Source organism: Brevundimonas diminuta ATCC 11568, assembly GCF_000204035.1.
Classification (GTDB): domain Bacteria; phylum Pseudomonadota; class Alphaproteobacteria; order Caulobacterales; family Caulobacteraceae; genus Brevundimonas; species Brevundimonas diminuta.
Window position 1 is genome coordinate 2287188 of the sequence record NZ_GL883086.1, and the last position, 15418, is coordinate 2302605.

Annotated in this window: 19 protein-coding genes; 6 read left to right on the forward strand and 13 right to left on the reverse strand. The window is 67.8% G+C overall.

Annotation, left to right across the window (positions count from 1 at the left end):
- From pheT to BDIM_RS15045, 9 genes are all read right to left on the reverse strand, one after another.
- Positions 1–1375: phenylalanine--tRNA ligase subunit beta (gene pheT, locus BDIM_RS15005; RefSeq protein ID WP_040346371.1), on the reverse strand; the 1375-nt coding region annotated here is incomplete at its 3' end.
- A complete protein-coding gene (locus BDIM_RS15010; protein ID WP_003166431.1) occupies positions 1372–1791 on the reverse strand; it encodes a hypothetical protein in 420 nt (139 codons plus the stop codon). The genes BDIM_RS15010 and pheT, both read right to left, overlap by 4 nt.
- Positions 1792–1809: 18 nt before the next feature.
- On the reverse strand, positions 1810–2886 hold the full coding sequence (gene pheS, locus BDIM_RS15015) for a phenylalanine--tRNA ligase subunit alpha (protein WP_003166432.1): 1077 nt from the start codon (positions 2884–2886) through the stop codon (positions 1810–1812).
- 59 nt (positions 2887–2945) lie between these two features.
- On the reverse strand, positions 2946–3149 hold the full coding sequence (locus tag BDIM_RS15020; RefSeq protein WP_003166433.1) for a dodecin family protein: 204 nt from the start codon (positions 3147–3149) through the stop codon (positions 2946–2948).
- 165 nt (positions 3150–3314) lie between these two features.
- A complete protein-coding gene (gene rplT, locus BDIM_RS15025) occupies positions 3315–3668 on the reverse strand; it encodes a 50S ribosomal protein L20 (RefSeq protein ID WP_003166434.1) in 354 nt (117 codons plus the stop codon).
- A gap of 109 nt (positions 3669–3777) precedes the next feature.
- A complete protein-coding gene (gene rpmI, locus BDIM_RS15030; RefSeq protein WP_003166435.1) occupies positions 3778–3975 on the reverse strand; it encodes a 50S ribosomal protein L35 in 198 nt (65 codons plus the stop codon).
- A gap of 173 nt (positions 3976–4148) precedes the next feature.
- Positions 4149–5426 carry an MFS transporter gene (locus tag BDIM_RS15035; protein ID WP_003166437.1) on the reverse strand — a complete coding sequence of 426 codons (1278 nt, stop codon included), beginning with the start codon at positions 5424–5426 and terminating at the stop codon, positions 4149–4151.
- A gap of 80 nt (positions 5427–5506) precedes the next feature.
- Positions 5507–6028, reverse strand: a complete 522-nt coding sequence (gene infC / locus BDIM_RS15040; protein WP_003166438.1) for a translation initiation factor IF-3 — start codon at positions 6026–6028, stop codon at positions 5507–5509.
- Between the two features lie 145 nt (positions 6029–6173).
- Positions 6174–7136, reverse strand: a complete 963-nt coding sequence (locus tag BDIM_RS15045; RefSeq protein WP_003166439.1) for a glycosyltransferase family 9 protein — start codon at positions 7134–7136, stop codon at positions 6174–6176.
- Between the two features lie 82 nt (positions 7137–7218).
- Between BDIM_RS15045 and BDIM_RS15050 the strand changes: the two genes are divergently transcribed.
- The gene (locus tag BDIM_RS15050) at positions 7219–7959 is read left to right on the forward strand and encodes an alpha/beta fold hydrolase (protein WP_003166440.1); all 741 of its coding nucleotides are present in this window, start codon (positions 7219–7221) and stop codon (positions 7957–7959) included.
- Between the two features lie 31 nt (positions 7960–7990).
- On the opposite strand, the gene hslU is transcribed toward BDIM_RS15050, so the two are convergent.
- Positions 7991–9298 carry an ATP-dependent protease ATPase subunit HslU gene (gene hslU / locus BDIM_RS15055; protein ID WP_003166441.1) on the reverse strand — a complete coding sequence of 436 codons (1308 nt, stop codon included), beginning with the start codon at positions 9296–9298 and terminating at the stop codon, positions 7991–7993.
- 72 nt (positions 9299–9370) lie between these two features.
- Positions 9371–9940, reverse strand: a complete 570-nt coding sequence (hslV, locus tag BDIM_RS15060) for an ATP-dependent protease subunit HslV (RefSeq protein ID WP_169312173.1) — start codon at positions 9938–9940, stop codon at positions 9371–9373.
- Positions 9941–10104: 164 nt separating this feature from the next.
- Here hslV and BDIM_RS15065 point away from each other — a divergent pair, with 164 nt between their 5' ends.
- Positions 10105–10515: a BLUF domain-containing protein gene (locus tag BDIM_RS15065; RefSeq protein WP_003166443.1), complete on the forward strand. Its 411-nt coding sequence runs from the start codon at positions 10105–10107 to the stop codon at positions 10513–10515.
- 31 nt (positions 10516–10546) lie between these two features.
- Complete coding sequence (locus tag BDIM_RS15070; protein ID WP_040346372.1) at positions 10547–11323, forward strand: HesA/MoeB/ThiF family protein; 777 nt, start codon at positions 10547–10549, stop codon at positions 11321–11323.
- Here the strand turns inward: BDIM_RS15070 and BDIM_RS15075 are convergent.
- A complete protein-coding gene (locus tag BDIM_RS15075; protein ID WP_040346374.1) occupies positions 11320–12306 on the reverse strand; it encodes a 2-hydroxyacid dehydrogenase in 987 nt (328 codons plus the stop codon). The two genes, BDIM_RS15070 and BDIM_RS15075, sit on opposite strands and share 4 nt — an antisense overlap.
- A 119-nt stretch (positions 12307–12425) precedes the next feature.
- Between BDIM_RS15075 and BDIM_RS15080 the strand changes: the two genes are divergently transcribed.
- The 3 genes from BDIM_RS15080 (at position 12426) to fabB (ending at position 14845) form a co-directional block, all read left to right on the forward strand.
- Positions 12426–12932: an SH3 domain-containing protein gene (locus BDIM_RS15080; RefSeq protein WP_003166445.1), complete on the forward strand. Its 507-nt coding sequence runs from the start codon at positions 12426–12428 to the stop codon at positions 12930–12932.
- An 80-nt stretch (positions 12933–13012) separates the two neighbouring features.
- Entirely contained in the window at positions 13013–13552 is a 540-nt protein-coding gene (gene fabA, locus BDIM_RS15085) for a 3-hydroxyacyl-[acyl-carrier-protein] dehydratase FabA (RefSeq protein ID WP_003166446.1), read from the forward strand.
- A 63-nt stretch (positions 13553–13615) separates the two neighbouring features.
- Positions 13616–14845 (forward strand): beta-ketoacyl-ACP synthase I, encoded by a 1230-nt coding sequence (fabB, locus tag BDIM_RS15090; RefSeq protein WP_003166447.1) that lies wholly within the window; start codon positions 13616–13618, stop codon positions 14843–14845.
- Between the two features lie 329 nt (positions 14846–15174).
- On the opposite strand, the gene BDIM_RS15095 is transcribed toward fabB, so the two are convergent.
- Positions 15175–15418: PDZ domain-containing protein (locus BDIM_RS15095; protein WP_040346376.1), on the reverse strand; the 244-nt coding region annotated here is incomplete at its 5' end.

Consider the following 15418-nt stretch of genomic DNA (forward strand, 5'->3'; position numbering starts at 1 on the left):
CGGCGGGGCCTTCCACGTCACGGCGCCACGACGGCGGCGTCACGGACCAGGGCGAGCCGCGCATGACGGTGAAGCCCAGAGCGAACAGAATCTCGAAGATCCGGTCGTCGCTGAGGTCCATGCCCGATAGCCGCTTCACATAGGCTGGGTCGAAGGCGAAGGCGGCCGGGGCGGCCGGAGCCTCGCCGGCGACCATGACCGTCGACGGCTCGCCGCCGCACAGGTCGAGGATCAGCTGCGTGGCCAGCTCCAACCCCGGAACGACCGAGGCCGTGTCGACGCCGCGCGCGAAACGGTACTGGGCGTCGGAGCTGACGCCCAGCGAGCGGCCCGTCTGGGCCGTGGTGATGGGGTCGAACCAGGCGCTCTCGACGAAGACGTCGACCGTCTCGTCCGAACAGCCGGTGGAGACGCCGCCCATGACGCCGCCCAGGCCGATGGCCCGCTGGCCCCCGGCGTCGGCGATGACGCAGTCGGCGGCGCCCGGCGCATAGGTCTTGCCGTCCAGGGCTTCCATCTGGTCGGCGTCGCCGCGACCAGCGCGCACCACGATCCCGTCGCCCGACAGGCTCGCCAGGTCATAGACGTGCAGCGGCCGCGCACGGTCGTAGGAAATCAGGTTGGTGATGTCGACGAGGCGGTTGATCGGACGCAGGCCGATGGCCGTCAGGCGCTGTTGCAGCCACTCCGGCGACGGGCCGTTCTGCACGCCCCGGATCACGCGGCCGGCGAAGACCGGGCACAACTCGGGCGCCTCCAGCGTCACCGAGACGGGGCTGTCGAACGCGCCGGCGACCGGCGCGATCTCAGGCGTCGTCAGCTTGCCCAGGCCGGCGGCGGCCAGGTCGCGGGCGATGCCCGCCACGCCCAGCCAGTCGGGACGGTTCGGCGTCACCTCGAAGTCGATGACCGGCTCGGCGCCGAACACTCCGGCGGCGGGCTGGCCGACCTGCAGGTCGTCGGACAGCTCCAGAATGCCGTCGCTCTCGTCGGGCAGTTCAAGTTCCGCGCCCGAGCACAGCATGCCGTTGGACACCACGCCGCGCACCGGCTTCTCGACCAGGGTCACGCCCAGGCCGGGCACATAGGCGCCGATGGGGGCGTAGATAGTGGTCAGGCCCGCCCGTGCGTTCGGCGCGCCGCAGACGATCTCCTTCAGGCCGTCCACGGTCTCGACCTGGCAAACCTGCAGCCGGTCCGCGTTCGGATGACGCTCGGCCGAGATGATCTTGGCGACGGTGAAGGGCGCCAGGGCGGCGATGGGGTCGTGGACCTCCTCGACCTCCAGCCCGGCCATCGTCATGGCCTCGGCGACCTGATCGACCTCGGCCTCGGTGTCCAGATGGGCCTTCAGCCAGGAAAGCGTGAACTTCATTGGGTCGCACCGTCCTGCGGCTGCGCCAGGGCCTTGGCCATGTTGTCGAGGAAGGCGGACGAGCCGGTGAAGCCGACGCCCAGGAAGTTGCAGTTGATGAACTGGCAGTTCTTGAACGGAATCGGGCCAGTCACGCGCTGCGGACCCTGCGGGCTCAGCATCAGGTTGCGCGGATCGCCATGGGCGTCGCCCATGTTGCAGCCGTCGAAGTTGCAGCCTTCCAGCGGCAGCAGGACGGCCGGCCCCTCGATCAGGCAATTCTCGAACCGGCGGCCTTCAATGACCATGGACCCGGCGCGCGCCGTCTCCATGAACAGCTGGGGCAGCCAGACCGTCTTGTTCGCATAGTTCGGGCCAGGGCCCAGCAGCTCCAGGACGATCGGTTCAGCGGCGGCGGTGTTGGTCGCGTCAGTCATGGGATCGCTCTTTCAATATCAGCTGAGGCCCGACGCCGGGTTCGGCGCGGCGAAGGCGGAGAAGCCGTAGTGCGCCAGCCAGCGCGTATCGGCCTCGAACATGGGGCGCAGGTCGGGCACGCCGTATTTCAACATGGCCAGGCGGTCGACGCCCATGCCGAAGGCGAAGCCCTGATACTCGTCCGGATCGATGCCGCAGTTGCGCAGCACGTTCGGGTGCACCATCCCGCAACCCAGGATCTCCAGCCAGTCCTCGCCCTCGTTCAGCGTCAGCTTGCCGCCCGAACGGTCGCAGCGGATGTCCATCTCGGCCGAGGGCTCGGTGAAGGGGAAGTGGTGCGGGCGGAACCGGGCGTGAACATCGTCCAGCTCGAAGAAGCGGGCGATGAAGGTCTCCAGCGTCGTCTTCAGATGACCCATGTGGATGTCGCGATCGATCACCAGGCCTTCGATCTGGTGGAACATCGGCGTGTGGGTGGCGTCGGAATCCTTACGGAAGGTGCGGCCCGGCGCGATGATACGGATCGGCGGCTTCTGCGACATCATGGTGCGGACCTGCACCGGGCTGGTGTGGGTCCGCAGCACCTTGCGCTCGCCCGTTTGCGGGTCGGGCTTCAGGAAGAAGGTGTCGTGCATCTCCCGCGCCGGATGCTTGGGCGGGAAGTTCAGCGCCGTGAAGTTGTGGAAGTCGTCCTCGATGTCCGGCCCCTCGGCGACCGAGAAGCCCATGTCGGCGAAGACGGCGACCATCTCGTCCATGACCTGCATGGTCGGATGCACCCCGCCCTTGCGGCGTGGGCGGCTGGGCAGGGTCAGATCGACGCGCTCGGCCAACAGGCGGGCGTCCAGTTCGGCGGCCTCCAGCTCGGCCCTGCGGGCGGTCAGGGCCGACGACACCCGGTCGCGCAGGCCGTTGATGACGGGGCCGCGCTCGCGGCGCTCATCGGGGCTCAGCGCCCCCATGCCTTTAAGCAGGGCCGAGACGGTCCCTGTCTTGCCGAGGGCGGCGACGCGCACTTCCTCGATCGCGGCGACGGTCGAGGCCGCCCCGATGGCGTTGATCAGGTCGAGTTCTAGCTGGGCGAGATCGGTCATGGTCCGCAGCGTCTAGCCCGCCGCAGCCGTCTCGCAAAGCCTTTCAGCGTCGATCCGCCTCAATCCGCGAGGATGAAGGTGACCTTCATGTTGACTCGATATTCGGCGATCGCGCCGTCACGCACGATCACCTTCTGCTCCTGAATCCAGGCGCCTTCGACGTGACGCAGGGTCTTGTCGACGCGGGCGACGCCCTGGGCGATGGCATCCTCGAAGCTGACGGTCGAGGACGCGGTGATTTCGGTGACGCGGGCGACAGACATGGCGAAGCCTCCTGAAACGCCGATCGACGACCGGCTGCCTCACCCCAACGCCCGACACGCCCGAAAGGTCAGGCGCCCCATGAAAAACGCCCGCCCCGGCGACCGGGACGGGCGTTTGTTCTTTTGCGCTAGCGCTCGACCCGCGGGGTCTCGCTGCTTGAGCGCTTAGGCCAGGGCCGCGCGAACCTTGTCGGCGATGCCCTTGAAGCCGGCTTCATCGGCGGCGATGGCGGCCAGAACCTTGCGGTCCAGCTCGATGCCCGCCTTGTTCAGGCCGTGCATGAACTGCGAATAGGTGAAGCCTTCGGTGCGGGCCGCGGCGTTGATGCGCTGGATCCACAGGGCGCGGAACGAGCGCTTCTTGTTGCGACGGTCGCGGTAGGCGTACTGACCGGCGCGATCCACGGCGGCCTTGGCGGCGCGGATGGTGTTCTTGCGGCGGCCGTAGAAGCCCTTGGCCTGCTTCAGGACTTTCTTGTGCTTGGCGTGGGACGTAACGCCCCGGGTGACGCGAGCCATTGTAAATTTCCCTTCGGGAAGTCCCTACCGCTCGGCCCGCTGGGCCTCGCTGATTGAGGGACTTAGTTCAAATTCTATACGGTTGAGAGATCGTGTCTGCGTGCGCCGATCAGGCGTACGGCATGTAGGACTTGATCTTCTTGGCGTCGGCGTCGGCCATGACCGAAGTGCCGCGGTTCTGGCGGATGTACTTCGAGTTGTGGCTGATCAGGCGGTGGCGCTTGCCGGCCACGCCAGCCTTGACCTTGCCCGTCGCGGTGAATTTGAAGCGCTTCTTGGCGCCCGACTTCGTCTTCAGCTTCGGCATTTTCACTCTCTTTATTGAGGGGTCTACCGCCCTTCGGGCTACTTGAGCCCCAAGGTCAGATGACCGATTTAAGACCGCCCAGGCATGCCTGTTCGCCCGGCGGTCCGGTACGCGAAGGCGCGGCTTCTACGCCAAACGGGGACCGGAGGCAAGAAGAGTCCGCATGAACGGGTTCAGACCTGAGCCGCCCGACGGCGCGCGGCGCGCCCGGCGTTGATCGCCATGACCGCCGCCGGAACCGTCAGCACCGCCCCGACCAGGAAGGGCCAGTCCGGCCCCACGGCGGAATAGAGAACCCCCGCCACCATGGGGCCGACGATGCGCGCCATCGACCCGGCCGCCATGTTCAGCCCCAGCATGGCCCCCTGCCGATCCGGCGGGGACGAACGGCTGATCAGGGCCGAGATGTTGGGCATGGCCAGCGACATGCCGCAGGCGCCGATCCCCATGACGATGGGAATGATCCACCCGGCCGACACCGGAATGACGAACAGCCCCAGGTCGATCTGCGTCGCCGGGAACCAGGCCGGCGGCGCGACCACCTGCAGAATGAGCGACGTCCCGAACAGCAGCATGCCCGCCGCCAGCACCCGCGCCTCGCCGAAGCGCCGCGCCAGCCGACCGGCCAGCAGCCCCTGGTTCACGGCCGAGACCAGGCCCACGATCATGAAGCTGAGCCCCACCTCGCGCGCGGTCCAGGCGTAGCGGTTCTCGGCCCACAGGCCGAAGGCGGCCTCCATGGCCGAAAAGCCCGCCAGATAGATCAGGCTGACCACCAGGACGCGCGACACCACCTCGTCCGTGCGGGCGAACTGAATCCCCGACAGGAAGGCGGGACGCGGCGCCGCCGGATCGGCCTTGGCCCGGCTCTCGCGCAGGAAGAACATCACCCCCAGCGCCGCCAGCACCGCCGCGCCCGAGGCCGCGAAGATAGGCAGCTGATAGCCGACATGGCCCATCTGCGGCTGGGCCAACAGGCCGCCCATGCCCGGCCCGACAATGAAGCCCAGGCCGAAGGCGGCGCCGATCAACCCCATGCGCCCGGCCCGGCGCTCGGGCGGCGTGACGTCGGCGATATAGCCCTGGACCGTCGAGATATTGCCCGCGCCCAGGCCTGTGAACATCCGCACCAGGATCGCCGCCCAGATGTTGGGCGCGAACGCCAGCAACAGATAGCCTACGGCGTTGGCCGCCAGGGTGATCAGCAAAACCGGCTTGCGCCCGATCCGGTCCGACAGCCGCCCCCAAAAGGGCTCGGCGAAGAACTGCCCCAGGGAATAGGCCGAGAACATCAGGGTGATCTGCCACGGCTCAGCCTGAAGGCTCTGGGCGAAGAAGGGCAGCAGCGGCACCACCAGGCCGAACCCGACCAGATTGATGAAGACCACGGCGAACAGCACCGCCAGGGTCGGCGTCCCCGCGCCGGGAGCCTTTGTCGTCTGCGCCGTCATTCGTTCTCGTCTCGCCGGATAGTAAGACGCCCCAGCCATGCGGCCGGGGCGTCTTCAAAGTCTTCAGTTCAAGTCCGCGATCAGCGGGGCGCCAGGATCATGATCATCTGGCGGCCTTCCATCTTGGGCGCGAACTCGACCTTGGCCTCTTCCTCGAAATCGGCCTGGACCTTGTTCATCAGCTTCATGCCCAGTTCGGGGTGGGCCATTTCGCGGCCGCGGAAGCGGATGGTCACCTTGACCTTGTCACCGTCGTCGAAGAAGCGGTGCATGGCCTTGGCCTTCACGTCGTAGTCGTGCGTGTCGATGTTCGGTCGAAGCTTGATTTCCTTCAGCTCGACGACCTTCTGACGCTTGCGCGCCTCGGCCTTCTTCTTCTGTTCCTGGAAACGATGCTTGCCGTAGTCCAGAATCTTGCACACCGGCGTTTCGGCGTTGGCGACGATCTGAACCAGGTCCAGGCCCGCCTCCTCGGCGGCCTCCAGCGCGGCCGACAGCGGCATGACGCCCTGTTTTTCCCCATTCTGGTCGATGAGCAGAACGCGGGCGGCGCGGATATCCTGGTTGATGGGCGGCCCGTCCTTTACGGGCGGCGCTTGCATGGGACGGCGAATGGGCGTCGTTTCCTTATGTGATCAGAAGACAGGCGAAACTGGTTGCGAGGATTCAGCGCGCAAGGCTGCGGCTGCGTTCCAAGCGGCCGGAATATGGCGACGCAAGGCCGCTATTTCAAGGGATTTCGGGCCTTCAGGCCTTTACGGCCCCTTCAGCGACATAGGCGTCGTGCAGGTCCAGCACCGCATCGAAGACATGATCGACGCTCAGATCCTCGATCGGGGCGAACTGGCCGCGCGTCTCATTGGACGCCGCCGTGCGCGTCTTCGGCCCCCACGGCCCGTACAGCCACCACTCGGTCGGACCGAACAGGCCCAGGGTGGGCCGCCCCAACGCCGCCGAGACGTGCATCAGGCCGGAGTCGTTGCCGACGAACAGGGTCGCCCGGTCGATGGCGGCGGCCGAGCACAGGATGTCGCCCTTGCCCACGCAGTCGATGGCGCGCGGTCCCGCCGCCTCCAGCGCCGGAGTCGCGGGCGGTCGGTCGCCGGGACCGCCGACGGGCATGAAGCGCCAGCCGTCGAAGCGCGGCTCGGCCTTCAGCTTCTCGACCAATTGCCCCCAGCGGTCGGCGGGCCAGGACTTGCCCGGCTGGTGGGCGATGGGCGCCAAAGCGATGATCGGCCCTTCGCCCGGCCCGGCGGCCAGTTGGGGATCGATGACGGCGACGGCCTCGGCGCGGGCCTGATCGTCGAGAAAGATTTCCGGGTCCAACGGCGTAGCCGAGCCCATCAGGCGCGACACCATCTCGACCTTGCGCAGGCCCGTCTCCCAGCGGCGATTGTAGACGATGCGACGCTTGGCCGGGATCAGATAGGCCAGGGCCGAGCCGCGGATGTCCACGACCATGTCCCATTTGGTCCCGCGCACCTGTTTCCAAAGATCGACCCAGTGTCCGGCGGCCTTCTTCTTGTCGAGGATGATGACGCGCTCGACGTTCGGCGCGGAGCGAAAGAAGGGCGCGGGCGGACGGCCGCAGGCGACGGTGATCTGAACGCCCGGCAGCTGGCGCGCGATCTCGCGGATCACGCCCGAGGAGATGACGCAGTCGCCGATCCGGTTGGAGCTGACGAACAGGGCTTTGGGAGCAGACAAGCGGGCGCCTCGCGGCCTCTGTGAACACGGTCCGTCTCTGCTAAAGCCATTCCTTGAGGAATGACAGTCCGAGGAGTTTCCCATGTCCGACTTCGACACGCTGGCCCGCCCTGACGGCGAGACGCTGGCCTATAAGGCGGTCAAGGGCGCCGGTCCGACGGTCATCTGGATCGGCGGCTTCCGCTCGGACATGGAGGGGACCAAGGCGCTGGCGCTGGACGCCGCCGCCCGCGACCGCGGCTGGAGCTATGTGCGCTACGACCACTTCGCCCACGGCGTATCGAGCGGCGACTGGAAACAGGCCACCATCGGCCGCTGGCGTGAGGACGCCGTCGCCCTGATCGACAGCCTTGAGGGCCCGGTGATCCCGGTCGGCTCGTCGATGGGCGGCTGGGTCGCCCTTCTGGCGACGCTGGCGCGACCAGAGCGGATCAAGGGCGTGGTGCTGGTCAATCCGGCGCAGGACTTCACCGAAAAGCTGATGTGGCCGGGTCTGGCGGATCATGAGCGTCAGGCCATCCTGCGCGAAGGCGAGACGGTCATCACCGAGGAAGGGCTTGGCTCCTACGTCCTGACCCGGCGCATGTTCGAGGAGGCCCGCGACTGGCTGCTGCTGGACGGCCGGATCGATATCACCGCGCCGGTCCATGTGCTGCAGGGCCGCGCCGACGACGTGGTGCCGTGGCGCCATCAGGTCGAGCTGGCCGAACGCCTGAGCGGCGGCGACCTGCGCCTCGACCTGATCGAAGGCGGCGACCACCGGCTGTCGAGCCCTGCGGAACTAGAGCGACTGGTCGAAGCCGTAGCGGCGATGAGGGACTGACCCCGCACCGCCGCGACAGCGGATCAGCCCATCACAGGATGAACCGGCTCAGGTCGACGTTCTTGGCCAGGTCGCCGACCTTCTCGCGCACCTTGTCGCCGTCGAAGATCAGGGTCTGGCCCGACAGGTCCGACGCCTTGAAGCTGGTTTCCTCCAACACTCGCTCCATCACCGTCTGAAGACGGCGCGCGCCGATGTTCTCGACGGTGGAGTTGGCGGCCACGGCGGCGTCGGCCATGGCCTCGACCGCGTCGTCGGTGAAGACCAGTTCGACGCCTTCGGTCGCCAGCAGGGCCTGGTTCTGACGGATCAGATTGGCCTCGGGCTCGGTCAGGATGCGCTTGAAGTCGTCGCGGGTCAGGGCCTTCAGCTCGACCCGGATCGGCAGGCGGCCCTGAAGTTCGGGCAGCAGGTCCGACGGCTTGGCGACATGGAAGGCGCCCGAGGCGATGAACAGCACATGGTCGGTCTTCACCGGGCCATACTTGGTCGAGACGGTCGTACCCTCGATCAGGGGCAGCAGGTCGCGCTGCACCCCTTCGCGCGACACGTCGGCGCCGCCGCCGCGATCCTGACGCGCGGCCACCTTGTCGATCTCGTCCAGGAAGACGATGCCCTCGTTTTCGGCCAGCAGCAGGGCTTCCTTGGTCAGGCTTTCCTGATCCAGCAGCTTGTCGCTCTCCTCGGTGACGAGCGGCGCCAGGGCGTCGCGCACGGTCAGCTTGACCGTCTTGGTGCGGCCGCCGCCCATCTTGCCCAGCATCTCCGACAGGTTCAGCAGGCCGACGTTGCCGCCGCCGCCCGGCATATCCAGTCCCTGCAGGGGCGAGGTCGTATCAGCCAGGGCGATCTCGATCTCCTTGTCGTCCAGTTCGCCCGCGCGCAGCTTCTTGCGGAAGGCCTCGCGCGTCGCGGGCTGGGAACCCGGTCCGACCAGGGCGTCCAGGATGCGTTCCTCGGCCTGACCTTCGGCGCGGGCCTTGACGCCCGAACGGCGCTTGTCGCGGACCATGACCAGGGCGCTTTCGACGAGATCGCGCATGATCTGATCGACGTCGCGGCCGACATAGCCGACCTCGGTGAATTTGGTCGCCTCGACCTTGAGGAAGGGCGAGCCGGCCAGACGCGCCAGACGCCGGGCGATCTCGGTCTTGCCCACGCCCGTCGGGCCGATCATCAGGATGTTCTTGGGCGTGACCTCATCGCGCAGATCATCCGGCACGCGCTTGCGGCGCCAGCGGTTGCGCAGGGCCACGGCCACGGCGCGCTTGGCGTCGTCCTGGCCGACGATGAAGCGGTCCAGCTCGGAGACGATTTCACGGGGAGACAGATCAGTCATGGTTCAGACGGTCCAGAAATACGCATATCAGGCGCTCAAGCAGCAAGCCGCCGCGCGGCGAGCGATAGCGCCCTACAGACTTTCAATGGTGAGATTGCCGTTGGTGTAGACGCAGATGTCGGCGGCGATCTTCATGGCCTTGCGGGCGATCTGTTCGGCGTCCAGTTCGGTGTGCTCGTCGATCAGGGCGCGAGCGGCGGCCAAGGCGTAGTTGCCGCCCGAGCCGACAGCGGCCACGCCGTATTCCGGCTCCAGCACGTCGCCGACGCCGGTGACGGTCAGAATGGTGTCCTTGTCGGCGACCAGCAGCATAGCCTCCAGCCTCCGCAGATAGCGGTCGGTGCGCCAGTCCTTGGCCAGTTCGACGCAGGCGCGGGCCAGTTGGTCCGGATACTGCTCCAGCTTGGCTTCCAGCCGCTCGATCAGGGTCAGGGCGTCGGCCGTCGCCCCGGCGAAGCCCGCCAGAACCTTGCCGTTCGCCAGGGTGCGCACCTTGCGCGCCGCGCCCTTGACGATGGTCGGCCCCATGGAGACCTGGCCGTCGCCGGCGATGACGGTGCGGCCGTTCTTGCGCACCGCCAGAATGGTGGTGCCGTGCCAGTCGGGAAAGTTCGAGGCGCTCATGTTCATGGCGGATGACATGGCGAAGCCCGTCGCCCGCCGCAAGATCAGGCTTTGTCGCAACCGCCCGAAAAGCTTAACCATAAGAGATTCTTAATCGCCCCATGACAGGGGAACGCCCCCGGCCGCCCCATCATCTCGCCGTCCGCGAGGCGGGGGAGGCTGCGTTTGCGTTTCGAGTTCCCTTGCCCCTGCACCGCGCCATCTATGTCAGCGACGCCGTCGGCGGCGCGGCGACCAGCCTCCTGATCCTGGCGGAGATCCTCGGGGAGTCCGAGCGCAACAATCGCCGCGAAGGCCTGACCAGCGCCCTGATGCGCCATGGCGGCCAGTTCCTGCAGATCATCGAGGGCCGCCGAACCGACGTCGACCGCCTGATGGACCGGCTGCGGGTCGATCCGCGCCATGAAAACCTGCGCCTGTTGTCTGACGTCGCTGTCAGCGGCCGCCGGTTCGGCGACTGGCCCATGATCCTGGCCGAGCTGACGCCCGAGGCGGCCCGCCTGTTGAACGGCGAGGCCCTGGACCAGCTGAGTCCCGCCCGCGCCGAGACCCTGCTGGCCCTGGCCGTCGGGATCGCGCCCGTTCCGGCCTGACGCATCCGTCCGACTGCGCTAGACAGTCGGCGTGACCCAGTCTTCCGCTCCTCTCGCCCCGGTTCGCTTCTCCGACGAGGAAGTCGACCGCTACGCCCGCCAGCTGGTGCTGTCCGAGATCGGCGGCCCCGGCCAGCAGGCGCTGAAACGCGCCCGCGTGCTGATCGTCGGCATGGGCGGAGTGGGCAATCCGGCCGCCCTCTATCTGGCCGCCGCCGGGGTGGGGACGCTGGGCCTGATCGACGACGACACGGTCGCCCTGTCCAACCTGCAACGCCAGATCGCCTTCACCACCGAAGACCCCGGCCGCGCCAAGGTCGAGGCGGGCGCCGCGCGGCTGAACGCTCTCAACCCGCACGTCACGGTCCAGACCTTCAACCAGCGCGTCACGCCGGACAGCGCGGCGGCTCTGATGCGGGACTTCGACCTGGCGCTGGACGGCACCGACGATTTCGAGACGCGGCTGGCCGTCAACGCCGCCTGCGTGGCGGCGGGCAAGCCGCTGGTGTCCGGCGCCCTGGGCCGCTGGTCGGGGCAGGTGTCGGTGTTCGAGGGGCGGCCCTGCTACCAGTGCCTGGTGCCCGAGATTCCGCCCGACGCCGAGACCTGCGCCCGCGTCGGCGTCGTCGGCGCCCTGGCCGGGGTCATCGGCGCCATGGCGGCGCTGGAGGCGATCAAGCGGATCACCGGCGCGGGCGAGCCGCTGACCGGCCGCCTGATGCTGTACGACGGCCTGGCCGGAAGCAGCCGCGTCGTGAAGATCGCCGCCGATCCGGCCTGCGCTGTCTGCGGGTCAGCTCACGCCTAGAGCATCGCCGGGATAACCCGGTCCGGCGGGCGGTGGCCGTTCTGATAGGTCATGATGTTGGCGATCACCCGGTCGCCCATGTCCTGACGCGCCTCGAGGGTGGCCGAGCCGAGGTGGGGCAGCAGCACCACGTTCGCACGGCCGAGCAGACCCGGATGCACCTTGGGCTCGTTTTCAAACACGTCCAGGCCGACGCCGAACAGGGCGCGGCGGTCCAGCGCCTCGACCAGGGCGGCCTCGTCGATCAGCTCGCCGCGCGCGGTGTTGACCAGGATGGCGTGCGGCTGAAGCCGGGCCAGGCGCTCGGCCGACAACAGGTGGTGCGTCTCCTTCGTCGCCGGACAGTTCAGCGAGACGACGTCCATCCGCGCCAGCATCTGGTCCAGATCGTCCCACCAGGTCGCGCCCAGTTCTTCGGCGATCATGTCCGGAACGGGCTTGCGGTTGTGATAGTGGACCTGCATCCCGAAAGCCCTGGCGCGACGAGCCAGAGCCTGGCCGATGCGGCCCATGCCGACGATGCCCAGGCGCTTGCCCCACAGTTTGCGGCCGCACATCCAGGTCGGGCTCCACCCCTCGAAGCGCCCGGCCTCGACCACGCCTGCGCCCTCGACGATGCGGCGGCTGACGGCCAGGATCAGGCTCATGCCCAGATCGGCCGTGTCCTCGGTCAGGACGCCCGGCGTATTGGTGACGATGATTCCTCGCCCGACGGCGGCGTCGATGTCGATGTGATCCACGCCCGCGCCGAAGTTGGCGATCATCTTCAGCTGATCGCCCGCGCCCGCGATGAGTTCGGCGTCCAGCTGGTCGGTGATGGTCGGCGCCAGCACCTCGGCCCGCTGCAGGGCCGCGGCCAGTTCATCGCGCGACATCGGCCGGTCGGTCAGGTTCAGCTCGGCGTCGAAAAGTTCGCGCATCCGCGTTTCGACCGCGTCAGGCAGGCGTCTGGTTAATACGACCTTAAGCTTGCGAGCGGACATAGGAGACCTGGGTTTTCCACGGGCGGCGCCCGTTCGGAACGGGTCGATATTCGGTGTCTAGCAAAGCTGCGGTCAGGATCAAAAGGGCGCCTCGCGTCGCGGCCCTCGCCGCTGTCCTCATGACCGGCGTTCTGCTGTCGGCGGGATCGACCATGCCCGACGGCCGTCCGACCCCGACGGGGCTGGAGGTGCCGCGCTGGGTGACGCTGAAATCCTCGCAGGTGCGGGCGCGTCAGGGGCCGGGCCTCGACTACCGCATCCTGTGGGAATATCGCGCGGCAGGCCTCCCGGTCCAGGTGATCGCCGAGACGCGCGAATGGCGAAAGATCTGCGATCCCGACGGCTCCGTCGCCTGGATTCACCGCACCGTCGCCTCGGGCCGCCGCAGCGTGTTCAACCGTTCGGACGAAGCGGTGCCGATCCGCTCGGGTCGATCTGAGACCGCCTCGGTCCGCGCTCTTCTGTCGCCCCGCGCCCTGGTTCCTCTGGACGAATGCGAGGACGGCTGGTGCCGGGTGCGGGCGCGCAAGCTGCGCGGCTGGGTCGCCGAGCGGGCGGTCTTCGGAACCCAGGAGCGGTCCCTGTGCAACGCCGCCCGACCCGCCGGAACCGGCCGCGCTTCCTGATCTCATATACTGACGGCATGGTTGAGCGCGGCCTCTGGGTCGTGTAACCCGCCAGCAACACCTTTCGGAGCCGATTTCCCTTGAGCCAGTCGCAATATCCGTCGTCGTTCGATCACGAAGGCCTGCTGGCCTCGGGCCGGGGCGAGCTGTTCGGTCCGGGCAACGCCCAACTGCCGGCGCCGCCCATGCTGATGTTCGACCGGATCAAGACCATCAGCGCCGACGGCGGCGACTACGGCAAGGGCTATGTCGAGGCTGAACTCGACATCAACCCGGACCTCTGGTTCTTCCAGTGCCACTTCATCGGCGATCCGGTCATGCCGGGCTGCCTGGGCCTGGACGCCATGTGGCAACTGGTCGGCTTCTACCTCGGTTGGATCGGCGGACCGGGCAAGGGCCGTGCGCTCGGCGTCGGCGAGGTCAAATTCACCGGCCAGGTGACGCCGGACGTCAAGAAGGTGGTCTATAAGGTCCACCTGAAGCGCGTCATCAACCGCAAGCTGGTCATGGGCATCGCCGACGGCGTGCTCGAGGCCGACGGCGAGGTCATCTACACCTGTCAGGACATGCGCGTCGGCCTGTTCGGCGGCGCGGCCCCGGTGGAACCCGACCCCGCCTGACTCCACTTGATGGATAGCCGCGGCCAACGCGGCGTCCGCAGACTTTGTAGGATTGGAAACACTATGCGGCGTGTCGTCGTCACCGGACTGGGCATCGTCTCTTCCATCGGCACCGGCCAGGATCAGGTCGCGGCCTCCCTTCGCGACGCCAAGTCGGGCGTCCAGCACGCCGCCGACCACGCCAAATACGGCTTCCGATCCCAGGTCTGGGCGCCGCCCGCCCTGGGTCATACGGCCGAGGACTGGGCGCCGCTGGTCGACCGTCGCGCCGCCCGCTTCCTGGCCAACGGCACGGCCTGGGCGCACATCGCCTTTGAAGAGGCGCTGAAGGACAGCGGCCTGACCGCCGAAGAGATCAAGGATCCGCGCATCGGCCTGATCGTCGGCGAGGGCGGCCCCTCGACCCAGGTCATCCTGCAGGCGGCCCAGACGACCGTCGAAAAGGGCTCGCCCAAGCGCGTCGGCCCCTTCGCCGTGCCCAAGGCCATGGCGTCCGGCCCCTCGGCCGTGCTGGCCACCTGGTTCGAACTGAAGGGCGTCAACTATTCGATCAGCTCGGCCTGCGCGACCAGCGCCCACTGCATCGGCGCGGCCGCCGAACAGATCGCCTGGGGCAAGCAGGACGTGGTCTTCGCCGGCGGCTGCGAGGATATCGACTGGTCCATGTCGAACATGTTCGACGCCATGGGCGCCATGTCCTCCAACTTCAACGACACGCCCGACAAGGCCAGCCGCGCCTATGACTCGGCCCGCGACGGCTTCGTCATCGCCGGCGGCGCCGGCATCGTCGTGCTGGAAGAATACGAACGCGCCGTGGCGCGCGGCGCGACCATCTACGCCGAAGTCACCGGCTACGGCGCCAACTCCGACGGCTACGACATGGTGGCCCCCTCAGGCGAGGGCGCCGAGCGCTGCATGAAGATCGCGCTGGAGATGGCCGGCAATCCCAAGATCGACTACCTGAACCCGCACGGCACCTCGACGCCGGTCGGCGACAGCAAGGAGATGAGCGCGGTGCGCAACGTCTTCGGCGACGCCATGCCGATGATCTCCTCGACCAAGTCGCTGACGGGCCATTCGCTCGGCGCGGCGGGCGCGCAGGAAGCCATCTACTGCCTGCTGATGATGAAGCACGGCTTCGCCGCCGAAAGCGCCCACATCGAGACCCTGGACCCCGAGTTCGAGGGCATGCCCATCCTGCGTCAGCGCCACGACGGCGAATTGAAGCACGTCATGTCCAACAGCTTCGGATTCGGCGGCACCAACGCCACCCTGATCCTGTCGAAGGTCTAAGCTTCACCGATCGGGAAAATACGAAGCGACACGAAAACGCCCCCATTCGGTCCTTCGCCCGCCCGGAACGGCGCGCACACATGCATCATCGGCCCGTCGGAGTTCGGAAAAGTCCCGGATCCTGAACAGCCCCCCCAGCCCCCCGGATTTTTCCGCGTAAAGGGCTTCGGCGGGTCGATGCTTCCTCCAAGCGACGCCCGCGCCTGCCCCTCCTCCCCCTCCCCGGCAGCGCGGGCGTTTTGCTGTCCGCTTCCCAACAGACGCACAAGACTTCGCCCGCGCGACGCCGGGTCACGCGGGCGATGCCGTAGAGCTTCAGACGGCGCGGATCAGGCCGGAAGGTCGATCTCGACGCGTTCGTTGTCGCGCAAGACGATGATCGGCACGACCGCCTCGCCCGCCGCCTGCAGACGCTGGGCCAGATCCTTCATGTCGGCGATCTCGGCGCCGTTCGCCTGGACCACCACATCGCCGGCCTGGAACCCCGCCGCCGCGGCGGACGACCCCGCCTCGACCACGGCGATCTGGGCCCCGCGGCCCGAAGCCGGATTGCGCACCGTCAGGCCGCGCGAC